The sequence below is a fragment of the Bradyrhizobium xenonodulans genome (assembly GCF_027594865.1).
GTDB classification, from domain to species: domain Bacteria; phylum Pseudomonadota; class Alphaproteobacteria; order Rhizobiales; family Xanthobacteraceae; genus Bradyrhizobium; species Bradyrhizobium xenonodulans.
This window is the reverse complement of the sequence record NZ_CP089391.1, coordinates 1,713,605-1,736,191: the sequence shown is the minus strand read 5'-3', so window position 1 is coordinate 1,736,191 and position 22,587 is coordinate 1,713,605. Positions and strand designations below refer to the sequence as shown.

Below are 22,587 nucleotides of genomic sequence, written 5' to 3'. Positions count from 1 at the left end.
TTCCGGTTCGTCACTAGCACAATCATGGCTTGAGGCGCAGCGCCTCGACCAGTGACCTGAACGCACGGGCATATTCCCCGCCTGCCCTTGCGATATCGGCGCGGCCGGCGCAGGCGACCGCGGCCTCCGTCACCGCGCCGAGCAGCAGCCGCGCCAGCGGCTCGACCGGCTGCCGCGCGATCAGGCCGGCTTCCATCGCCGCCGCAATCGCACGCGGCAGCTTACCGCCGAAATGCTGCGCGTCGATCTCGCGCCAGCGCTCCCAGCCGAGCACGGCGGGGCCGTCACGCAGAATGATCTGGCCGGTCGGGCCCTTGGCGGTCGCGGCAAAGTAATGCTGCGTGCCGGCGACCATCGCGGCGAGCACGTCCTTCTCGGCGCGCGCGGTGCTGTCGATCTCGGCGACCAGGTCGCGGGAGACCTGGTCGAACACGGCTTCGAACACCGCCTCCTTGGTCTTGAAGTGATGATAGACCGCGCCTTTGGCGATGCCGGCACTTTCCGCGATCCCGTCCATCGTGGTGGCGGCGAAGCCTTGCGTGCCGAACAGGCGGCGCGCCGCAGTCAGGATCGCTTCCGTCGTTGCCGCCCGCCGTTCCGCCTGCTTCGCCATGTGTCTCGTCTAATCCAAGCGAGCCCGCACGGCCAGTTGACTTTTCGACCATCGGTCGGTATTTACCGACTATCAGTCGGTTTTAATGAGGTGCGCCATGCCGAGCCGTGATGTCGTCGAAGCTTTTGCCAAGCGGCTGGAGGACGGAGATTTCGTCGGGGCGATCGAACAATTCTACACGCCCGACGCCGCGACCTATGAGAACAACGCTGCCCCGACGGTGGGGCGCGACAAGCTCGTCGCCAAGGAGCGCGGCGTACTCGCAGCCTCCAGGGAGGTCAAGGCCGTCCGCATCGGGCCGAGCCTGATCGAGGGCGATCATGTCACGACGCGCTGGAAGTTCAGCTTCACCAATGCGGAAGGCGCCACGCGGACGCTCGATGAGATCGCGTGGCAGACCTGGCGGGGCGACCAGTTGATCGAGGAGCGCTTCTACTACGACCCGAAGCAACTGGGACGCTGAAGCAAGTTACGCAGCGCGTTCCTTGCCTGACCGCTCATCTGGCCGTTCGTCTCCAGAGATCGTGGTTTCCTCCAATCCCTTGTCGTATTTGCCCGCGAACCTCTCGATACTATCCGCCCACATCCTCAGCATTGAGATCTGGAAGCTCATGATGGGCTTCAAGGCGTTCATGCCGATTGCCGTCGCAGCGGTGATGCTCCCTTGGGGATTGCGCGCGAAACGATCTGCGTTACCGGCCTGGTCTGCCATGTTCCTGTCTGCCATGTCGTTCGCTCCTTTGGTCTGGTGTCATGACCTAAGTGTCGGCTGCGCACCGCGTGATTCCAAACGCTCGGCCAAAACCTGATCTGCCGCGAGTCTCGCACATCGGTCGTCATGCAGTTCGTCCAGTTTCTTCAAGTAGGCGACCGCCGCTATCTGCAAGACATCGAAACTGTCCTCGCCGGTATGGCGGAGGTCGGTGACGTAGCGATAGAGCGCGGAACGCCTGTTGTCGTTCTCGCTGATGCCGCTGTGGAGCAGCAGGTAGTTCCGCCAAGCGAATGCACATGCGCCGTCGATGGTGTGAGAAGTGTCGATGGTGTGAGAAGTCATGGGCACCTCCTAGAGGCCGAGAAAGATTGCCGACAGACTTCGTTCCGTGAATTTCGCAGATGTAACGTTGTTCCGTAGCTGCGCCGCAACACGGCGGGCCGGCGCCGGCTCCCGCCGATCCGGCCCAACAAACAATGTCGTGGGCTCACGCACCGAGCGAAGTGCGGATCATGAAGAACGCCACACCGCGCATTTGTATCGATTTGTTATCGATATCGCGATTTGAACACGCAGAAGTGGTCACGCCGACCGCCGCAAACAGGGATAATTCATAGTTCGTCAAAGGTTTGCGGCGAATTCTCCGGATCGAGCCGGACAAACGGCCCATGCTGCTGCAGGCTCTCGAATGCGGACTCAACTGACCAGCTATGTCGCGCGGCTGTTCGCCGGCGATCTGTCGGCCTTTGGCGGTCCCGCAACCGACGAAGCCGTCGCCGGCCATATCCGTGCCGATCAGATGTCACAGGTGCTCGGCTATTCGGTCGGCATCATGCTGGCCAATGCCTGCAACGCCGCCGTGCTCGCCGTCGCGCTGTGGCACTCGCCGGACTGGAAACTTGCACTGGCCTGGGCCGTGATCGTGGCCGCCGCCGCGATCGCGTTCGGCCTGCAATCCCACGCCTCGCGCCGCATCACCAAGCCGCAATTCGTCTCGCGACGGGCCATGCACCGGCTGGTGCGCAACGCCTTCATCCTCGGCGCCGCCTGGGGCATCGTTCCTGTCGCCTTCTTCGCCAACGCAGCGACCGGCGGCCAGCTCGTCATCACCTGCCTCTGCTCGGGTATGCTGGCGGGCGGCGCACTGGCTTTCGCCACGATCCCGATTGCAGCGATTGCCTTTACCGCTCCCATCTTCGTCGGCATCGCCATCTGCCTCGGCCGCGACGGCGATCCCGCCTATGTGCTGATGGCCATCCTGGTGGTGGTCTACGGCAGCGTGCTGTTGCGCGCGGTGTTCGTCAATTCGTTCACGTTTGCGCGGCGCGTGATCCGGCAGATCGAAGCGGAGCGCACGGTCCGGCAGGATCCGCTCACGCTGTTGCCCAACCGCTTCGCCTTCAACGAGACGCTCGATGCCGCGCTGAAGCGGCTGACGCTATCGGGCGAGGAATTCGCCGTGCTGCTGCTCGACCTCGACCGCTTCAAGGAGGTCAACGACAAGTTCGGACATCCCGCCGGCGACGAATTCCTGGTCCAGGTCGCGAACCGCCTGCAACGCTGCACGCGCGCGGCCGAGCATGTCGCGCGCATCGGCGGCGACGAGTTCGCGCTGGTGATGGCCAATCTCGCGCGTCCCGAGGATGCGCTCGATATCGCCGAGCGCTTCGTCGCGGCCTTCGCCGAGCCGTTCCAGATCGAGAGCCGCCAGATCGTCGGCGCGACCAGTGTCGGCATTGTATTGGCGCCGCGCGACGGCACCACGCAACTCGACATCATGAAGAACGCCGACGCCGCGCTCTATCGCGCCAAGAAGACAGGTCCGGGCACGGTTTGCTTCTTCGAGGCCAGCGACGACAGGATCTCACGCGATCGCAAGACGCTGCAAGCCGACCTCGAAGGCGCCATCGCGCGCGACGAGCTGTTCCTCGTCTTCCAGCCGTTCCTCGATCTCGGCGAGAGCCGCATCACCGGCTTCGAGGCCCTGCTGCGCTGGCAGCACCCCACGCGCGGACTGGTGCCGCCGAGCGAGTTCATCCCGATCGCCGAGGAAACCGGGCTGATCCACGAGATCGGCGAATGGGTGATCCGGCGCGCCTGCGCCACGCTTTCGGACTGGCCCGAGGACATCAGGGTCGCCGTGAATTTCTCCGCGGCGCAGTTTCACAACACCGGCATCCTCCAGACCATCGTGCAGGCGCTCAGCGACGCCAAGGTCGCCCCGCACCGGCTCGAGATCGAGATCACGGAATCGATGCTGCTGTCGAAATACGGCTCCGCCGCCTCGATCCTGAACGCGCTGCTTGAGCTCGGCGTCACGGTGGCGCTGGACGATTTCGGCACCGGCTTCTCTTCGCTCACTTACTTGCGCAAGCTGCCGTTCAGCCGCATCAAGATCGACCAGTCCTTCATCCGCGACATGCTGGTGCAGCCCGACTGCGCCGCGATCGTGAAGTCGGTGATCTCGCTGGCGCGCGACCTCGATATCGGCGTGGTCGCCGAAGGCGTTGAGACCGCCGACCAGCTCGAATATCTGCGCCAGTTCAGTTGCGACGAAGCGCAGGGCTATCTGATCAGCCGGCCGGTATCGGCCGATGGCGTGCTGGCGCTGCTGGACGCGAAGAAGATTCGAGCGACCTTCGCGGCGTAATTCTTTTGGTGCGGCCATCCTTCGAGACGCCCGCCTTTCGCGGGCTCCTCAGGATGAGGACTTGTTTTTCGGCCCGAATGTTAGACCCTCATGGTGAGGAGCGCCGAAGGCGCGTCTCGAACCATGAAGGCCGAATAGCCGCCTCAAACCGCATCCGCCCGCAGCAACGTATCCACCGTGATCGTCCCCCTCGCACGGGAGACGCAGGCGCAGATCTTCTGGTTGCTCTGCTTCTGATGATCACTGAAGAAGACGTCGCGATGGTCGATCTCGCCGTCGACCTCGACCACGTCGATGGCGCAGAGGCCGCATTCGCCGCGCTTGCAATCGTACATCACGTCGTGGCCGCTGGCATTGAGCACGTCGAGCATCGACCGCTCGCGCGGAACTTCGAGCTCGACATTCGAATCCTTCAGCCGCACCCGGAACGTCTCGGTCGGGAGTGTGCCGCTGGAGCCGAAAGTCTCGTAGCGCAGATCGGGGAGCGGATGGCCGGCGCCGATCCAGGCGTGGCGCGCGGCGTCCAGCATCCGCATCGGGCCGCAGAACAGCGCCAGCGCGCCTTGCGGCAATGAGGCAAACACCGCGTCGAGATCGAGCCGCCGGCCTTCGTCACTGGCATGGACGATCAGGCGATCACCGAGCATCCCGGCGAGGTCATCGAGATAGGCGGCTTCGCCACGCGAGCGCACGGCGTAATGCAGCGCGACATTGGCACCGCGTCGCGCCAGCGCCTGCGCGGCGCCGAGGATCGGCGTGATGCCGATGCCGCCGGCGATCAGGCAATAATTTTGTCGGGCCCAATCGACCGCGAGCAGCGAGGCGGGCTGGGTGATGTCGAGCCGCGCGCCCGGCTGCAATGACCACATGTAGCGCGAGCCGCCGCGGGAATCCTCGGCACGGCGCACCGCGATCTTCAAGCCAGCCGAGGTGGCTTCGCCGACCAGCGAATAGGACCGCGTCTCCGGCTGCCCGTCGATGGTCACGCTGACATTGATATGGCTGCCGACCGGATAGGCCGCGCCGTCGAACCGATCGGGGCGGATCAGGAATTCGCGGATGCCGGGAGCGAGATCCCGCGTCGACACCAGCGTCGCCGGGATCCAGGTTTCGATGAAGCGCATGGCACTCCCCTAGTCGGTTGCGGTCTTGATCAGCGCGAGCGCCGGCAAGAGGTCGAGATGGGTCCGGTTGCGCAGCGCGAGCCGCAGGTTTCGCACCGCGAGCCGCGCATGCTCGCGCATCACGGCTTCGGCGCGCGCGCCTTCGCGGTTCTCGATCGCGTCGATGACGACGCGATGATGCTCCTGGCCGATGATCAGGATTTGCTGCGCCTCGGGCAGCGCCGATTGCGCCATCACGAAGCCGCTTGGGGACGCAAACGGCAGCGCCGAGGCGCGGTCGATCTGCCGGATCAGCGGCGGGCTGCGCGACAATTCCGTCAGCAGCGCGTGGAAGCGCGCGTTCAGCGCGACATAGGACGAGAACGCCTCGATCGAGATCGGCACCTGCCGCAGCAATTCGTCGATCGCAGCCAAGCACTCCTTCAGTGGCTCGAGCTCGCGCGCGGAAACGCCGCGCTCGGCCGCGAAGCGTGCGGCGAGCCCTTCCAGCGTGCCGCGCAGCTCGATGGAATCGGAGATGTCGCGCTCGGAAAACGCCTTCACCATGAAGCCGCCGGAGGGGATCGCCTCCAAGAGGCCCTCCTCCTCCAGCCGCACCAGCGCCATACGCACCGGGGTGCGTGAGGCGCCGGTGGTCTCCACCGCCTGCAGCTCGGAGATGCGCTCGCCGGGACGCAAGGCGCCCGACAGGATCTGGTCGCGTAGCGCGAGCTGCGCCTTCACGGTCTGCGAGACGGAGCGATCGACCTCACGCTCGGGCGCTGCTTTCACTTGCCCTACTCCGCGGCCTGGAGATGCTGCGGCGGCGGGTTTTCCTTCGCCACCATCCTGTCGATCAGCTTGCGCGTCCACATCGCGCCGGCGTCGATGTTGAGGTTGTAGAAGATGCGATCGGGGTTCTCGTCCATCGCGCGCTGCTGCGCTTCGAGGATCAGCTCGTCCTCGTGGAAGATGCCGGAGACGCCGTCGCGGATCTCCGTGGTGATGCGCTGCTCGCCGATCTGATAGTTGCGCACGAAGGCCCAGAAATAATGGCAGGTCTTCTCGGTCTCGGGCGTGATCGTGTTGAGGACGAAACCGTTGACGCCCTGCGAGCGGTCGCCTTCCGGCGCGCCGGTGCCGGTTGGCGCGACGCCGACGTCGATCGCGATGGTGCACGGGGCCTCGAAGCGGATGATCTGCCAGCGGTCGACGAGGCCGGGCTTGCCGAGCTGTTTCGCCCAGAACGGCGGCGGCTCGATGCCGCGCATCCAGCGCGTCACCGTGACCGTCTTCTCGCCATGGGTGACGTCGAACGGCGCTTCCGCGACCGCCTCGTTGCCGATGGAGGAGCCGTGCACGAAGGTCTCGTGGGTGAGGTCCATGAGGTTGTCGAGCACGAGGCGGTAGTCGCAATTGACGTGGATGGTCTTGCCGTCACCCGCCCAGGCCGGATCGTGATTCCAGTGCATGTCAGGGACGAGCGCGGGATCGGCCAGCGCGGGATCGCCCATCCAGAGCCAGATGTAGCGGTGGCGTTCGACCACGGGATAGGCGCGGATGCAGGCCGACGGGTTGATGGTCTCCTGCGAGGGCATGAAGGTGCAGCGCCCCTGCGCGTTGTATTTCAGGCCGTGATAGCCGCAGACGACGGTGTCGCCTTCGAGCCGGCCCTTGGACAGCGGCACCAGCCGGTGCCAGCAGGCATCCTCCAGCGCGGCCACCGAGCCGTCGGCCTTGCGGTACATCACGACATGCTTGCCGCAGATTGTCCGCGGCAACAGCGCGGGCTTGACGTCAGCGTCCCAGGCGGCGGCGTACCAGGCATTCATCGGGAAGGGTTTTGTCACCGGCGATCTCCCAAGGCTTATGTATGCGTTATGTATACAATAGCTGAGAGATAGAATCGTTCAAGAGCGAAAGTTGTGTATTATAATACCTCTATCCAACATGCTGTATACAGACATCGCAGAAATCGGACGCTTTCGCGAACTCGGTCACCTCTCCCGCTTGCGGGGGAGGTCGGCGCATAGCGCCGGGTGGGGGCTTTCTCCGCCCAGAGATTCTCTCAGTAGGCCTCGAACAGTCCCACCGCGGAGAGACCCCCACCCCTGCCGTCCCCCGCAAGCGGGAGAGGGAGAGCACTGCCGCCGGAGCGAGAGTTACGCCCCAAACACCTTCGCCAGCCCGGCCTGGGCCTCTTCCTGAATCCGCTTCAGGTGCTCTGTGCTGCGGAAGCTTTCTGCGTAGATCTTGTAGACGTCCTCGGTGCCCGAGGGCCGCGCGGCGAACCAGCCGAGATCGGTCTCGACCTTGATGCCGCCAAAGGGCTGGCCGTTGCCGGGCGCCTTGCTCAGGGTTGAGCGAACGGGATCACCGGCGAGGTCCTTCAGGCCGAGCTGCTCGGGCGTGACGGATTTGAGGATGTTCTTCTGCGGCCCGGTGGCGGCGACGTCGATGCGCGCGTAATGGGGCACGCCGAACTCGGCCGTGAGGTCATTGAACAGCTGGCTCGGGTCGCGGCCGGTCCTGGCCATGATCTCGGCGGCGAGCAGGCCGAGGATGATGCCGTCCTTGTCGGTGGTCCACACCGTGCCGTCGCGGCGCAGGAACGAGGCCCCTGCACTCTCCTCGCCGCCGAAGCCAAAGCCGCCACTCACGAGGCCGTCGACGAACCATTTGAAGCCGACCGGCGTCTCCACCAGCCTGCGGCCGAGCTTCTTGGCGACGCGGTCGATGATCGAGCTCGACACCACGGTCTTGCCGATCGCGGCATCCTTGCCCCAGTTCGGACGGTGCGCGAACAGATAGGAGATCGCGGTCGCCAGATAATGGTTCGGATTCATCAGGCCGCCGGTACGCGTGACGATGCCGTGGCGGTCGGCGTCGGTGTCGTTGGCAAACGCAACGTCGAAACGGTCGCGCATCGCGATCAGGCTCGCCATTGCATAGGGCGAGGAGCAATCCATGCGGATCTTGCCGTCCCAGTCGACCGTCATGAAGCGGAAGGTCGGATCGATCGCCTCGTTCACGACCGTGGCCTTGAGGCCGTAACGCGCGATGATCGGATGCCAGTAATGCACGGCCGCGCCGCCGAGCGGATCGATGCCGATATTGATGCCGGCGGATTTGACGAGGTCGAGATCGACGACGTTGCCGAGATCGGCGACGTAGGGCGTGATGTAGTCGTAAGCGTGGACGGTCGATGATTTCAGCGCCCTGGCGTAGTCGATGCGCTTCACGCCCTTGAGGCCCTCGGCAAGATAGGCGTTGGCGCGCTTCTCGACGACGGAGGTCGCATCAGTGTCGGCGGGCCCGCCATGCGGCGGATTGTATTTGTAGCCGCCGTCCTCGGGGGGATTGTGCGAGGGCGTGACGACGACGCCGTCGGCCAGACCCGATGTGCGTCCCTTGTTGTAGGTGAGGATCGCGTGCGAGATGACAGGCGTCGGCGTGTAGCCGCCGTCCTTGTCGATCATGATGTCGACGCCGTTGGCCGCGAACACCTCGACCGCGCTGACCAGCGCCGGCTCGGCCAGCGCATGGGTGTCGATGCCGATGAAGAGCGGACCGGTCAGGCCCTTTTCTTGCCGGTAGTCGCAAATGGCCTGCGTGGTCGCCAGGATATGGCCCTCGTTGAAGCTGTTCTTGAACGAGGTGCCGCGATGGCCCGAGGTGCCGAACGCCACCCGCTGCGCGGGATCGCCGACATCGGGCTTGCCGGCGAAATAGGCCGTGACCAGCCGCGGAATGTTGGTGAGCGCGTCCGGCGAAGCCTGCTTGCCCGCCGCGGGATGAACATCAGCCACTGAAATATCCTCGTTCTGTCGTCCAGAGATTGCAGAGCAGCATAGCATCGGCCGGGCTCCCGCCAAGGGCACAACACGCGCAACCCGCTGGCCGTTCCGGAGATCATGCTATGGTCTTTCAAATCGGGGCTTTTCGAGTCGGGGCATGACGCTGTTTCACAGGCTCTTGGTTCTTTTGATTGCCTGGCTTGCGACGGTTGGCATCGTACCCCATGCGATGGCCGCCGAATTCTACACCGAAGACCTGCGCATCCCGATGGCGGAGGCCGGGCCGGAGGGGCTGGAGGCATTCCTGGTTCGCCCGGCGGGGACGAAGCGCTATCCGCTCGCGCTGCTCAGTCACGGCTCGCCGCGCAAGTTCGACGATCGCGCGACCATGTCGGCGCACAAATATTACGGCATCGCCCTGGAATATGCCCGGCGCGGCTTTGCTGCGCTGATCGTGATGCGGCGCGGCTACGGCACCTCGCCCGGCGGGCGCGTCGACAGCGTCGGGGCTTGCGCGAATGCCGCTTATTTGCCGGCCGCGGCGATCGCGGTGGCGGATTTGCGCGCGGCGATCGACGCGATGGGGCGCAGGGCCGACGTCACGACGTCGGGCATGATCGCGGCCGGCCATTCCGCCGGCGGGCTCGCCACCGTCGCGCTGACGGCGCAGGCGCCGTCCGGTCTCGTCGCCGCGATCAGCTTTGCCGGCGGCCGCGGTTCGCGCGATGACGACGACGTCTGCAATGAGGATGGGCTGGCGCAGGCCTTTGCGACATTCGGCAAGACCTCGCGCGTACCGATGCTGTGGGTCTACGCGACCAATGACTCGTTCTTTGGCCCCGATCTCGCCCGACGTCTCTACGACGGGTTTCGCGGCAATGGCGGCAACGCGAAATTCATCGCAGCGCCGCCTTACGGCGATGACGGCCACTATCTCTATTCGGTGGTCGGCCGCCCGCAATGGACGCCGTATCTCGACGCCTTCCTGCGCGAGCGCGGGCTCGGCCACGACATCCTGAGCCCGCCCGATCCGCTGCCGCCGCCGGGCCAGCTCAACGCGACCGCGCGCGCCGAATTCTCGCGCTATCTCGCCAGCACGATGCCGCACAAGGCGTTTGCGGTGTCGCCCAGCGGCGGTTACGGCTGGCGTTCGGGGCGGACCACGGCCGACGACGCCCAACGCGATTCGCTCAGCGCCTGCATGAAATGGTCGCCGACCTGCACGCTCTATGCGGTCGATGACCGGCTGGCCGGGACGCTGCGGCAAACCTCGACCGACCAGAGCTCCCGCGCGCGATAGGCGCGGCTATGGGCGACCAGAGCCTCTCCGGCGCCTTCGGTCCAACTCCTTCAATCGCAACGCGACCGCGCGTTCGCTTCGCCCCAGAAGAATCGAAATGCGCTTCGGGGGCTCGTTTTTCTCATCCAGCGCGAGGAGGCGCTCATCCTCCTCCTCGCTCCATAAACGCGATCTGTTTCCCTGCATCGGTATGCTCCACGCGGGGCGATACGATGCTCCGGCCGATGGACGCTTCTCCGAGGTGTCTTCTACCGCCCGGAACCGATTGGCTGTTCAGGCGAGCCGAGCCCCGACCCGGGCGAACCGACAGGAAGGCCATTCGCAGCGTGACCTGCTCCCGAGTTCTGTTGAGCCTGGCCGGTGGTCGTCCCCGCGGAATTAGGCGCTGCCTGATTGTTCGTCGTGCCGGTCTTGTTCGTCGTGCTGGTCGCGTTGCGACCGGAGGCACCGCCACTGGGATTGAAATAGTTCTGCGTCTGATTGGGGGTCGCCGAAGGTGGCGTTGCGTTCGTGCTGGTCCCGCTCGTGCCGGTCCCGTTCGTGCCGGTCGCCGTGTGACCGGTCGCGCTCGTTCCCGCCGGCCCGGCCCCGGTTCCGGCCGACGAGCCCGCGCTACCCGAGGCAGCGCCAGCACCTGCGGCGGCTCCACTGCTCCCGGCACCGGCGCCTCCAGCGCCTCCTCCACCTCCCGCGCCTTGCGCATAGACGCCGGCGGAAGTCGTCAACGACGCAAGTAGTATGACGGCAAATTTCAACGGACGCATGTCGGCTCTCCCTGGTGATTGCAGAGATAACCACGCAGCTGGTTGGCCGTTCCGGGACTGACGCCAGAGCTCACCTTCGGGCCGCAAAGACATGGAGCGACCGGAATGCCTCAGTTTATTAACACTGGAGGTGTACTGCCTGCCTCATGCCAAGGCGCCGGGCACATCTACATTCCTCCGCAGCGTGGGGACGCGCTGCCGTCATCATGCTTTCACTGGCTGCGACCAGCGGTCGCGCCAGCGACGATGTTTCACCGGATATCAGCACGACTGCGGCAATTGCCCGCAACGTCCGAGACTCCGGTGCCGGCGAGACCCCGACGTCGCGCGCGGCGATCCGGGCCATCATCGAGCAGGAAACGAAGGGCACCAATCTGCCTGCCGACATCGCCGAAGCCGTCGTCTTCGTTGAAAGCGGATACAACCCGGCTGTCATCGGCAGCGCCGGCGAGGTCGGCCTCATGCAGGTGCGCCCCGAAACCGCGAAGATGCTGGGCTTCCGGGGGAGCGACGCAGAGCTCGCCGTGTCGGAGACCAATATCCACTACGGCGTCATCTATCTCAGCCGTGCATGGCATTTGGCGGGGCGCGATCTCTGCCGTGCATTGATGAAGTATCGGGCAGGCCATGGCGAGGACATCATGACGCCGCGGTCCCAGATCTATTGCAATCGAGCCCGCAATCGCCTGCTCGCCATGGGATCGTCGCCGCCAGCCGTCGAAGCGGCGTCGCCTCCAGCGCCAGAGCCAGACCTGGCGGCAACGCCCGCCGCTGCAGCCGTGCCGGCAAGAACGGCGCGTGTCGCCAAAACGCCGCTGCAGCCCAAAACCGTCTATGCCCGCTATCGTCAGGGAACAACGGCGGCGAGCCGCGCTTATTGGGCCGCTCACGAAGCCAAGATCGGCGCTATCAAAGCTCGCATCGAAGCGCGATGGAAACGCGTCGCATCGCGCTGACGGCGATGCAGCCGGCGTGCGCCACTAAAGCGCGACGAGATTGGAATGAATCATCATCGCGCTTTAGGCCATTGTTTGAGCATGATCCTTTCGGAAAACCGCTTCGCGCTTTGCGCTAACGCGGCCCTTCGGGTCCGGATCAGGCTTTAGAGCCGCTCGCTGAGCGCGAGCTTGTAGCCGACGCCGGTGACGGTCGCGATCACGGGCGTGCCGCTGCCGACGAGCTTGCGGCGCAGCCGCGCCACCAGCGCATCGACGGTGCGGATGTCGACCTCGGCCTGGCGGTTGCTGACGACCTCGATCAGATAGTCGCGGCTGAGCGGCCGGCCGTCGGCGCCGACCAGCGCCGCGAGCAGGTCGAACTCGGCGCGCGTCAGTGCCACCGGCTTGCCGTCGCTGCCGAGCAGCTCGCGCCGCGTCAGGTCGATGATCCAGTCGCCGAACGCGATCGAATTGTGGTTGCGCGCCGCCTTGCGGTCGAGCGAGCGGCGCCGCAGCACGCTGCGCGCGCGCGCGAGCAGGTCGCGCAAATTGATCGGCTTGGTGACGTAATGGTCGCCGGCGATCTCGAGGCCGAGGATGCGATCGACGTCGGTATCGCGGCGGGTCACGAAGATGATGCCCACATTGCTGGTCGCCTGGATCTCCTTGGCGAGCTCGAAGCCGTCGCCATCCGGCAACTGGACGTCGAGGAAGGCGAGATCGGTACGCGCGCGCAGCGCCTGGCGGCATTCCGCGCAGGAGCCGGCGCCGACCACGTCAAAATTGTTCTCGCTGAAATAGCCGACCAGCATGGTCCGCGTCACCGGATCGTCCTCGACGACGATCAGCCGCTCGCGGCCGGCGGGACGCAATTCCTGACGTGCGGAGTCAGCCACGTTGTTGGATATCCTGTGTGCTTGCGCGCCGGCTTGAAAATTCAAGTCGTGGCACAGCGCGCCGTCCTGTGAACGAGCATTCACGACTTATTCGAGCCCCCGAAATCGCCTGCCGGAATACTAGGCGTGTTGTGCTTCCCAAACAATATTGGTCATGGTCTTGACGTATTAAGTATGAATTGGCCCACAATTCTCATCGCGCGCATCATCATTCCGCCATGGCTCGCGCCAGCGCCGGGGGCCGCCTCAGCACCGCCCGATCCCGCACATTCGGCGCCGGACTCAACTACTGGTTAACGTAAAGAATGCGTTCGGCTTCGGAAAGGCCGGCCGGGCCTCTATGGTCCCCGCAGCTACGACATCAGGAGCAGGCGTGATGCAGGGGCAGGCCCGGCTGGCTGCCGGAGGATCCGAGCAGGGTACGAGGCCGTTCGGCCGCTCGCACACGCTCGACTTGCTGCGCGGTCTCGCCATCGTCGGCGTGATGGCGATCCACGTCTCACAATCCTTTCCATCGACTATCCACGCCGTCGACTACGCCTTCATGTGCGGCTGGACCGGCGTCAACGTGTTCTACTTCGTCAGCGCCATGACGATGTGCCTGATGTGGACACAGCGCACCGAGACCAATCCGACGCGCAAATTCTACACCCGCCGCTTCCTGCGCATCGCGCCGCTGTTCTGGGTCGCAATCCCGGTCTATCTCGTCATCAACGGCACCGGTCCCAGCTACAACGCGCCCAACGGCATCGGGCCGCTCCAGGTGATCCTGACGGCGACGTTCCTGCACGGCTTCTGGCCCGACAGCGTCAACAGCGTCGTGCCCGGCGACTGGTCGATCGCCGCGGAGGTGACCTTCTATCTTGTCTTCCCACTTCTGATCACCGCGTTCGGATCGCGCCGCCATCTCTACCTCGCGCTCGCGATCGTGCTGCATCTCGCCAATGCCTGCCTGTTCAAGCCGTGGGCTTTCGCGGCGTTCTCCGCCTATTACGGGCCCGGCCACGAGGCCTTCGTCTGGAATGCGCTGCACATCAGCTTCCTGAACCAGCTGCCGGTCTTCCTCGTCGGATGCGCGCTGTTCTTCTCGCTGCGCGACGGCTTTGCCAAGTCCGACGCCGCGATCTTCGCCGTCTTCATCGCGCTGTCCTTCGTCGCCGACCGCGCGACCGGCTCGCATGAATTCAACTATCTGATGATCAACCTCGTGCTCGGCGCGGGCGTGGCCGGCTGCATTCGGCTTGCGATCCGCGCGCAGCCGATCGAGGCGCTCGGCCGCAACTCCTATTCGATGTATCTGTCGCACTTCGCGGTGATCTTTGGTCTGCGCCAGATCTGGCCACTAGCGGACGGACTGGTCTCGCTGCTGATCGCCTATGTCGTCACCGCCGCGCTCAGCTATCTCGTCGCGCGCGCGACCTGGCACCTGGTCGAGCGGCAAGCGCAGGACCTCGCGCATCGCCTGACATCGGCGGGATCGGACCGCTCAACCATCCGGCCGGCCATCGCCGCCACTGCGGCCGGCATGCACTGAACGCCCTGCTCCGTCCCTCGGCCCGATACGGCTTGCCCCGCTTCCGCCTTCGAATCTACTCTACGTGCCGGAATCAGCACGCTGGAGTAGGCAATGGAGGTCATACTGCTCGGCACCGGCGGCCCGCGCCCGGACCCGCGCCGCATGGCAACGACCACGCTGATCAGGCTCGGCGAGGAGAATATCCTGTTCGACGCAGGCCGCGGCGTCATGGTGCAGCTCAGCAAGGCCGGCGTGCCACTCGGCGCCATCAACACGGTCTTTCTCACCCATCATCATTTCGACCACATCGGCGACCTCTACGATGTGATGCTGAATTCATGGATGTCCGGGCGCAAGGACGACTTACGCATCTACGGGCCGCCCGACACCGAACGGCTCGTCAACACGCTGGTCACGCAGGTCTACGACAAGGACATCGCCTGGCGCGATCAGGGCGAGCCGACCTTCGGCGGCTGGAAACCGGTGGTCGCCACCGACATCGTGCCCGGGCCCGTTCTCGACACCGGCCGCTGGAAGATCAGCGCCGAGCTCGTCTCGCATGGCGACGGCCTCGACATGTCGCCGGCATTCCTCGCGCGCTGGATGTGCCTCGGCTACCGCTTCGAGGCCGAGGGCAAGGTCATTGCGATTTCCGGCGACACGGTCCCCTGCCCCGGTCTCGAGCGGCTGGCCGAGGGGGCCGACCTGCTGGTCCAATGCTGCTTCCTCGCGACGCCGGAAATCAACAACGAGCACTTGCGGCGGCTTGCGAAGTTCACGATCGCCTGCGGCGACACCGTCGGCAAGGTCGCGGCCAAGGCCGGCGTCAAGAAGCTCGCGCTGACCCATCACCGTCCCCGCACCGATGATACCATGCTGAACGCGCTGCTCGCGGACGTCCGCCGGGACTATTCAGGTCCTGTCGTGCTCGGCGAGGACCTCACGCGGATCGAGGTCTGACAGCCATGGGTCCGCGAGGGGCGGCGGGGCTCAGGACGATCCGACCTCGACCCGGTACGACAACTGCTCTTCCGCACCCGGCGCGATGTGCATCAGGCCCGGCTTGTCGCTGAACTCGCCGTCGAAGCCGGCGGGACTGGCATAGCCGCGCCACGGCTCGATGCAGAGGAAAGGCGCGCCCGACGGTTTCGACCAGACACCGAGCTCACGAAAGCCACGCCATGACATCTTTAGCCAAGGTCCGGCGCCCTGCCTGGCGGCATAGCGGACCGACTTGCTTTCGATGCGGTCGAAGATGATGGCGTCGTCGGCGAAGAGGGATTCGGACAGGGGCAACACTGTGCCCTCGACGGGATTTGGCTCCGTTTCCGCGCGGAGCAGGCCGCCGTCGAGACGGCGCACGGGAGATGATTCCGGGCTCGCGAAAGTCAGCGCGTAGCTCTCTTTCACCTTGCCCGGCTGAAGCGGCCAGTTGAAGGCGGGATGGCCGCCGAGCGAAGCCGGCAACGTCTCCGTGCCGGTGTTGGCGATGGTGAGCGTCAGATCGAGACCGGATTCATCGAGCGCATAGCCGGCCGTCAGCCGGAACGCGAACGGATAGAGCGCGCGCGTCGTCTCGCTGTCATCGAGCACCAGGGTGCAGCGGCTCTCTTCACGCGTCCCCCATGCAAAGCGGCTGTCGCGCGCAAAGCCGTGCTGGGTCATCCGGCACGTCTTGCCCCGGTGCCGCAATTCGTCATTGGCGAGACGCCCGACGATTGGAAACAGCAGCGGCGCATGGCGCGGCCAGGCCGGGCCCGCCTGCCAGATGAACTCGGTGCCGTCGCCGTCCTTCAGAGAGCACAGCTCGGCGCCTTGCGCCTTGATGGTCGCGGTGAGCGTGCTGCTGCGGATCGTGTGCGTGTCGTCGGTCATGACCGTCTCCATAGCGGCAGCCGGGCCAAGGCTCGGCCACCTCGTGCGACCGGATCATATCGCATCAGAAAATATTTCGCCCGCCTCGGGATGAGGCGGGCGAAAACCAACTCGGCTGGATCTATCAGCCCTGCGCAGGCGGGCGACCGACGCTCTCGTAGGTGAAGCCGGCGGCAGCCATGTCCTGCGGACTGAAGATGTTGCGGAGATCGACCACGACGGGCTGGGCCATGGTCGCCTTCAGCCGGTCGAGATCGAGCCCACGGAACTGCGCCCATTCGGTCACGACGACGAGCGCATCGGCTCCGTCAGCGCAGGAATAGGCGTCCTCGCAATAGGTGATGTTCGGCAGCTCACTCTTCGCCTGCTCCATGCCGACGGGGTCGAAGGCCTTGACCTTCGCGCCCATGTCGATCAGGCCGGTAACGAGCGGGATCGACGGCGCATCGCGCATGTCGTCGGTGTCGGGCTTGAAGGTGAGACCGAGCACGGCGATGGTCTTGCCGCGCAGATTGCCGCCGAGCACATGGCTCACTTTCCGCGCCATCGCGCGCTTGCGGTTCTCGTTGACCGCCAGCACCGACTCGACGATGCGCAAGGAGACGTCATAGTCCTGCGCGATCTTGATCAGCGCCTTGGTGTCCTTCGGAAAGCACGAGCCGCCGAAGCCGGGACCGGCATGCAGGAACTTGGTGCCGATGCGGTTGTCGAGGCCAATGCCGCGTGCGACCTCCTGCACGTTGGCGCCGGCCTTCTCGGACAGGTCGGCGATCTCGTTGATGAAGGTGATCTTGGTCGCGAGGAACGCGTTCGCGGCGTATTTGATCATCTCGGCGGTACGGCGCGCGGTGAACATCAGCGGCGCCTGGTTCAGCGACAGCGGGCGATAGATGTCGCCCATCACCTTGCGGCCGCGCTCGTCGGAGGTGCCGACCACGACGCGGTCGGGGAATTTGAAGTCGCGGATCGCCGCGCCCTCGCGCAGGAATTCCGGGTTCGAGGCGACGACGACGTCGGCCTTGGGATTGGTCTCGCGGATGATGCGCTCGACCTCGTCGCCGGTGCCGACCGGAACGGTCGACTTGGTCACCACGACGGTGAAGCCGGACAGCGACTGCGCGATCTCTTTCGCGGCGGCGTAGACATAGGAGAGATCGGCGTGGCCATCACCGCGGCGCGACGGCGTGCCGACCGCGATGAACACGGCATCGGCGTCAGCGACCGGCTTCGACAAATCGGTGGTGAAGCCGAGCCGCCTGGCCTTCACATTGGCCGCCACCAGCTCGTCGAGGCCCGGCTCGTAGATCGGGATCTCGCCGCGATGGAGCGCTGCGATCTTCCTCTCGTCCTTGTCGACGCAGGTGACGTCGTGGCCGAAATCCGCGAAACAGGCTCCGGACACCAGTCCCACATAGCCCGTTCCGATCATCGCGATTCGCATGAAAAACTCTTTCCGTTGAAGACGGATGTTCCACTGAACACCCTAGACCATTTCTCTATCCGGCCGCGCGCCCAACATTAGGGCAGGTTGCTGCGCGAACTGAATAAACCTTAGCCGCTCCGCGTGACAGGCGTTGCGGACAACGCCTGAAATACGCGACATGCATTCGTTGCATTCTACATATGCGACAGATACGCCGCGTATGCGCGCCTCAAGCCATCGTGAAGCGACGTCGTCGCGCGCCAGCCGAGCTTGGCGAGACGGCTGACATCGAGCAGCTTGCGCGGCGTGCCGTCGGGCCGCGAGGCGTCGAAGCTGATCTCGCCGCTGTAGCCGACGATCTCGGCGACAATGTGCGCGAACCCGGCGATGGTGATGTCTTCGCCGGTGCCGATGTTGATCAGATCCGAACCGGAATAGGTCTTCATCAGGTGCACGCAGGCATCCGCCATGTCGTCGACATAAAGGAACTCGCGCCGCGGCGTGCCGGTGCCCCATACGACGACGCTCTTCGCGCCCGCGACCTTCGCCTCGTGGAAGCGCCGGATCAGCGCGGCGACGACGTGGCTCAATTCAGGGTGATAATTGTCGCCGGGGCCGTAGAGATTGGTCGGCATCACGCTGATGAAGTCGCTGCCATACTGGCTGCGATAGGCTTCCGCCATCTTGATGCCGGCGATTTTTGCAATGGCATAAGGCTCGTTGGTCGGCTCCAGCGGGCCGGTCAAGACCGAGTCCTCGCGCAGCGGCTGCGGCGCCAGTTTCGGATAGATGCAGGACGAGCCCAGGAACATCAGCTTCTCGGCACCGTTCTGATGCGCGGCCTGGATCACGTTCGCGGCGATCGCGATGTTGTCGTAGATGAACTCGGCGCGCAGCGTGTCGTTGGCGACGATGCCGCCGACCTTGGCGGCAGCGAGGAAGATCACCTGCGGCCGCGTTCTCGCGAACCAGTCGAACACGGCGGCCTGGTTGCAGAGATCGACCTCGCGCCGGTCGACGGTGACGAGCCTGACCTCCTCCCGTTCGAGCCGGCGCACGAGCGCGCTGCCGACCATGCCACGATGGCCGGCGACGTAGACGCTTCTGCCCTTCAGCTCAAACGCTGCGTTGGCCACGGCCAGCGTCCCGCTTTGCCTCGGCGAGATCACTCGCCATCATCTCCGCGACCAGCTCCGCAAAGCTCCGCTTCGGCTTCCAGCCGAGCACTTCGCGCGCCTTGCCGGCGTCGCCTATGAGGAGATCGACCTCGGTCGGGCGAAAATAAGTCGGATCGATCTTCACCAATGTCTTGCCGCTCGCCTCGTCGATGCCGGTCTCCTCGACGCCCTTGCCGCGCCAAGCGATGCGGCGGCCGACATGTGCGAACGACAGCTCGACCATCTCGCGCACCGAGCGCGTCTCGCCGGTGGCGAGCACGAAGTCGTCGGGCTTGTCGGCCTGGAGGATCAGGTGCATGCCCTCGACATAGTCGCGCGCATGGCCCCAGTCGCGCTTGGCTTCGAGATTGCCGAGATAGAGCGTCTCCTCGAGCCCGACCTCGATCCGCGACACGCTGCGGGTGATCTTGCGGGTCACAAAAGTCTCGCCGCGGATCGGGCTCTCGTGGTTGAACAGGATGCCGTTGGCCGCGAACATGCCGTAGGCTTCGCGGTAGTTCACCGTGATCCAGTAGCCGTAGAGCTTGGCGACGCCGTAGGGCGAGCGCGGATAGAACGGCGTCGTCTCCTTCTGCGGGATCTCCTGCACGAGCCCATACAGCTCGGAGGTCGAGGCCTGGTAGAATCGCGTCCGCTTCTCCATGCCGAGGATGCGGATCGCCTCCAAAAGACGCAGCACGCCGATCGCGTCGGCATTGGCGGTGTATTCCGGGCTCTCGAAGCTGACGGCGACGTGGCTCTGGGCGGCGAGATTGTAGATCTCGGTCGGCCGGATCTGCTGCACCAGGCGGATCAGATTGGTCGAATCCGTCATGTCGCCGTAATGCATCAGGAACGGCACGTTGCCGACATGCGGGTCCTGGTAGAGATGATCGACCCGCGCGGTGTTGAACGAGGACGAGCGCCGCTTGATGCCGTGCACGACATAGCCCAGCGACAGCAGGTGTTCGGCGAGATAGGCGCCGTCCTGGCCGGTCACGCCGGTGATGAGAGCGATCCGCTCAGCCATGGCCTAGCCTCACATTCCAATGAGAGATCCGGCGAACACACGGCCTGGATTTACCGGTTCGGGGAAGCACGGCGGCGACACAGCCGTGTGCAGGCAGCCTTTCTGAGACATATCGGCTGTTTGGGTCAACCCCGGACAGGAAGTACGGTGAGAGCAGGCCCAGACGGACCAGGCTTCAAATGGGCTCCGACCCAAATTGCCTGCTAACAGGGATTTCTACCGGGAAACGCCAACAGCGGTGCCGCGGCCGCACGGAAAAAATGCCCAAACGGCCTTGAAATCCCGAAGCATTTCGACGGCGAAGCGTCAAGACCGGAACAGGGAAATTCCCGGTGTAAACAGGGACTGTGCCGGTCCGAAACAGGACACGCCAAGGCGCCTCGGAAACCCATTGTGACAACGTTTGGGCACGGGAGGCATTGGAATTTGGACCGACGCCGGCTGAGGTGCAGACGCACGCTTCGAGCGACGACAAGGGCGAAGCGCAAGAACGGCCGGAAACATTGTGGCCGCCGCCCAGCATCACCAGCCGCTCGCTTGGGCACCTCGAAAGTGACCTCGACCCGCCCTGGTTACTCGCGGCATCAGGAGCGAGTCCGGCGTCGAGGGAACACCGTTCGCGTCAAATTGGCTCACACATTGTCGATTTCAACATCGGAGCGGCCCTAACCGATCTGAACCGATCGTCAGCCATTTCGCCCAGCAGAATGGTTTGGCTTGGTCTTCGCGCAGATGGGAGGCTGGCACGACGGCAAGTTCATCGGCGAGTTCGACGTCAAGACTGAAATTCCCGAGCCGATCCAAGCTAGTTCTGTATCAGGCTTCCGGGCTCGCACGCCGGGTCGGTTGGAAAACCAACCGGCTTTCCGACCCGATATTGATAAGGTGATCTCTCGGTGGCTGGATCGGTCCTCTGATCACAGGCCCGACAGGCGATGCCTTTCGGCTTTGCGCGACGTGTTCCCTGTCTGGGCTCGTCGCCGCGACTAGAGCTCAGGGCCTTCTGTTACAGAGCCAATATTCCGGTACTTAGAGAGCCCAGTTTTTGAGCCGGAGCAGTCATGCCTGAAAGGTCAAATTTCCCCAAACTGTGCATCCAATATTTCCCTGTGCAGATGCTGACGAAAAATGCGCGCAATTCCCGCCGGCATTCGCAGGAGCAGATCGGTCAGCTTGCCAAGAGCATCGTTACATTTGGACTCACTAAACCTATCGTCGTCGACGAAAATCTCAACGTACTCCTCGGCAACGCCGTTCTCACCGCGGCCGAACAGCACGGGTTCAGGGAAATACCGGCAGTCGTCCTCGGACATTTGTCGCGAGCCGAAAAGCGGGCGCTCGCCATTGCCGACAACAAAATCGCCGAAAATGCCACCTGGGACATGGAGGTTCTCGGAGAGGATCTGCGGGTTCTGACCGGCCTGAATTTCGATTTTGATTTTGCCGCCATCGGATTTCACACAGCAGAGGTCGATTCGATTCTGGATCAGCCGGTCGCAGTACAGGATGACACTTTGCCCGAGCCTGGGTTTGCCGGGCCAGCCGTTAGCAGGCGAGGCGATGTCTGGCGGCTTGGCAGGCATCGACTCATTTGCGGCGATGCCTTGGACGAACAGGCCTACAAGGCCGTGTTGGGCGATCAGCAGGCGCGCGCGGTGATCGCGGATCCACCCTACAACGTCCCTATCATCGGCCACGTTGGGGGCCGCGGCAGCGTCAAACACCGCGAATTTGCCATGGCCTCCGGCGAAATGGCGCCACAACAGTTCATTGAGTTCCTGACCACGGCATCCGCGCTCGTCGCTAGACACAGCGTCGAGGGCTCGCTGCACTACTTTTTCATGGATTGGCGGCACACGTTCGAGCTGCTGACGGCCGCACGCGGTGTTTACACCGAGCACAAGAACACCTGTGTCTGGGCCAAGACCAATGCCGGCATGGGCTCGTTCTACCGTTCCCAGCACGAATTCGTGCACGTATTCAAGAACGGCCTGGCGCCGCATATCAACAACGTTGGGCTCGGCGCCCACGGGCGCAATCGAAGCAACCTGTGGGCCTATCAGGGCATCAACAGCTTTGGCCGGCACCGCGACGAGCTGCTGGCCGTGCACCCGACGGTTAAGCCCGTCGCCTTGATTGTCGACGTGATCAAGGACTGTACCTCGCGCGGCGATCTTGTTTTGGACCCTTTTGCGGGATCCGGAACTACGGTGATTGCCGCAGAAAGGACCGGCCGCCGCGCCGCTCTTCTGGAGGTCGACCCATTGTATTGCGACGCCATCATACGCCGTTGGCAAGGCTATACCGGCAAACCGGCGATCTGCGGCAAGACGGGTCACAGCTTCGCCGATCGGGAGACGGTACCACTCGCCTTGTCTTACGCCGCACCACGCTTGCTGCCCGGCCCTACGCGCAAGGGATAGCAGCCATGACTGACGATCAGAATGCGGGATACAAGCGCCCGCCAGTTTCGCGGCGATTTCGGCCGGGGCAATCCGGCAATCCCAAAGGCCGGCCCAAAGGCTCGCGCAACCTCAAGACCGACCTTACCAGCATGATGCGAAAGCGGGTTCAAATTCGCGAGGACGGCGAGCAGCGCTTTGTGAGTCGACAGGAACTCGTGCTCCTGAGGCTGTTCGAGCAGGCTGCAAAAGGCGAGACCAAGGCCTGCACGCAGCTCTTCAACATGATCATGAAATTCGAGCCAAAGGCTGGTGCCGATGGCGAGAGCGCAATCGTGACCGACCATGACCATGAGATCATCGCCGATTTTCTCCGCCGCAACGTCAAACATGAACATGAGGATTGAA

Annotated in this window: 21 protein-coding genes; 8 read left to right on the top strand and 13 right to left on the bottom strand. The window is 64.3% G+C overall.

All coding sequences use genetic code 11. The features are described from left to right. Positions 1–22: 22 nt before the first annotated feature. Complete coding sequence (locus tag I3J27_RS08125) at positions 23–613, bottom strand: TetR/AcrR family transcriptional regulator (RefSeq protein WP_270167528.1); 591 nt, start codon at positions 611–613, stop codon at positions 23–25. A gap of 97 nt (positions 614–710) precedes the next feature. Between I3J27_RS08125 and I3J27_RS08120 the strand changes: the two genes are divergently transcribed. Then, a complete protein-coding gene (locus I3J27_RS08120; RefSeq protein ID WP_270167526.1) occupies positions 711–1,076 on the top strand; it encodes a nuclear transport factor 2 family protein in 366 nt (121 codons plus the stop codon). A gap of 6 nt (positions 1,077–1,082) precedes the next feature. Here the strand turns inward: I3J27_RS08120 and I3J27_RS08115 are convergent, their stop codons facing one another. From I3J27_RS08115 to I3J27_RS08105, 3 genes are all read right to left on the bottom strand, one after another. Beyond that, positions 1,083–1,340: a hypothetical protein gene (locus tag I3J27_RS08115; RefSeq protein ID WP_270167524.1), complete on the bottom strand. Its 258-nt coding sequence runs from the start codon at positions 1,338–1,340 to the stop codon at positions 1,083–1,085. A 24-nt stretch (positions 1,341–1,364) separates the two neighbouring features. Next, positions 1,365–1,670, bottom strand: a complete 306-nt coding sequence (locus I3J27_RS08110; protein WP_270167522.1) for a hypothetical protein — start codon at positions 1,668–1,670, stop codon at positions 1,365–1,367. Positions 1,671–1,815: 145 nt separating this feature from the next. Then, positions 1,816–1,998, bottom strand: coding sequence for a hypothetical protein (locus I3J27_RS08105; RefSeq protein ID WP_270167520.1), 183 nt, complete (start codon positions 1,996–1,998; stop codon positions 1,816–1,818). An 18-nt stretch (positions 1,999–2,016) separates the two neighbouring features. Between I3J27_RS08105 and I3J27_RS08100 the strand changes: the two genes are divergently transcribed. Then, positions 2,017–3,978, top strand: a complete 1,962-nt coding sequence (locus tag I3J27_RS08100; protein ID WP_270167518.1) for a putative bifunctional diguanylate cyclase/phosphodiesterase — start codon at positions 2,017–2,019, stop codon at positions 3,976–3,978. 143 nt (positions 3,979–4,121) lie between these two features. Here I3J27_RS08100 and I3J27_RS08095 read toward each other — a convergent pair whose 3' ends face one another. From I3J27_RS08095 to pgm, 4 genes are all read right to left on the bottom strand, one after another. After that, positions 4,122–5,102, bottom strand: a complete 981-nt coding sequence (locus tag I3J27_RS08095) for a PDR/VanB family oxidoreductase (RefSeq protein ID WP_270167516.1) — start codon at positions 5,100–5,102, stop codon at positions 4,122–4,124. A gap of 9 nt (positions 5,103–5,111) precedes the next feature. Further along, the gene (locus I3J27_RS08090) at positions 5,112–5,873 is read right to left on the bottom strand and encodes a GntR family transcriptional regulator (protein ID WP_270167514.1); all 762 of its coding nucleotides are present in this window, start codon (positions 5,871–5,873) and stop codon (positions 5,112–5,114) included. Positions 5,874–5,878: 5 nt separating this feature from the next. Further along, positions 5,879–6,913: an aromatic ring-hydroxylating dioxygenase subunit alpha gene (locus I3J27_RS08085; RefSeq protein ID WP_370691967.1), complete on the bottom strand. Its 1,035-nt coding sequence runs from the start codon at positions 6,911–6,913 to the stop codon at positions 5,879–5,881. A 330-nt stretch (positions 6,914–7,243) separates the two neighbouring features. Then, on the bottom strand, positions 7,244–8,890 hold the full coding sequence (gene pgm / locus I3J27_RS08080) for a phosphoglucomutase (alpha-D-glucose-1,6-bisphosphate-dependent) (protein WP_270167510.1): 1,647 nt from the start codon (positions 8,888–8,890) through the stop codon (positions 7,244–7,246). Between the two features lie 145 nt (positions 8,891–9,035). On the opposite strand from pgm, the gene I3J27_RS08075 reads away from it, so the two are divergent. Next, positions 9,036–10,178, top strand: coding sequence for an alpha/beta hydrolase family protein (locus tag I3J27_RS08075; protein ID WP_270167508.1), 1,143 nt, complete (start codon positions 9,036–9,038; stop codon positions 10,176–10,178). Between the two features lie 970 nt (positions 10,179–11,148). Then, entirely contained in the window at positions 11,149–11,898 is a 750-nt protein-coding gene (locus I3J27_RS08070) for a transglycosylase SLT domain-containing protein (protein WP_270167506.1), read from the top strand. 146 nt (positions 11,899–12,044) lie between these two features. On the opposite strand, the gene I3J27_RS08065 is transcribed toward I3J27_RS08070, so the two are convergent. Then, positions 12,045–12,860: a response regulator transcription factor gene (locus I3J27_RS08065; protein ID WP_270167504.1), complete on the bottom strand. Its 816-nt coding sequence runs from the start codon at positions 12,858–12,860 to the stop codon at positions 12,045–12,047. Positions 12,861–13,152: 292 nt separating this feature from the next. Here I3J27_RS08065 and I3J27_RS08060 point away from each other — a divergent pair, with 292 nt between their 5' ends. Beyond that, on the top strand, positions 13,153–14,310 hold the full coding sequence (locus I3J27_RS08060; RefSeq protein WP_270167502.1) for an acyltransferase family protein: 1,158 nt from the start codon (positions 13,153–13,155) through the stop codon (positions 14,308–14,310). Positions 14,311–14,403: 93 nt separating this feature from the next. Beyond that, a complete protein-coding gene (locus I3J27_RS08055) occupies positions 14,404–15,252 on the top strand; it encodes an MBL fold metallo-hydrolase (RefSeq protein ID WP_270167500.1) in 849 nt (282 codons plus the stop codon). A 30-nt stretch (positions 15,253–15,282) separates the two neighbouring features. Here I3J27_RS08055 and I3J27_RS08050 read toward each other — a convergent pair whose 3' ends face one another. From I3J27_RS08050 to gmd, 4 genes are all read right to left on the bottom strand, one after another. Then, on the bottom strand, positions 15,283–16,167 hold the full coding sequence (locus I3J27_RS08050; protein ID WP_270167498.1) for an aldose 1-epimerase family protein: 885 nt from the start codon (positions 16,165–16,167) through the stop codon (positions 15,283–15,285). Between the two features lie 124 nt (positions 16,168–16,291). After that, positions 16,292–17,608, bottom strand: coding sequence for a UDP-glucose dehydrogenase family protein (locus I3J27_RS08045; protein WP_270167496.1), 1,317 nt, complete (start codon positions 17,606–17,608; stop codon positions 16,292–16,294). 176 nt (positions 17,609–17,784) lie between these two features. Next, a complete protein-coding gene (gene fcl, locus I3J27_RS08040) occupies positions 17,785–18,726 on the bottom strand; it encodes a GDP-L-fucose synthase (protein WP_270167493.1) in 942 nt (313 codons plus the stop codon). Beyond that, the gene (gene gmd, locus I3J27_RS08035; protein ID WP_270167491.1) at positions 18,707–19,777 is read right to left on the bottom strand and encodes a GDP-mannose 4,6-dehydratase; all 1,071 of its coding nucleotides are present in this window, start codon (positions 19,775–19,777) and stop codon (positions 18,707–18,709) included. Before gmd ends, fcl begins: the two co-directional genes overlap by 20 nt. A 1,061-nt stretch (positions 19,778–20,838) precedes the next feature. Here gmd and I3J27_RS08030 point away from each other — a divergent pair. Further along, entirely contained in the window at positions 20,839–22,200 is a 1,362-nt protein-coding gene (locus I3J27_RS08030; protein WP_270167489.1) for a site-specific DNA-methyltransferase, read from the top strand. A gap of 5 nt (positions 22,201–22,205) precedes the next feature. Continuing rightward, positions 22,206–22,586, top strand: a complete 381-nt coding sequence (locus I3J27_RS08025) for a DUF5681 domain-containing protein (protein ID WP_270167483.1) — start codon at positions 22,206–22,208, stop codon at positions 22,584–22,586. The last annotated feature ends 1 nt before the right edge of the window (position 22,587 follow it).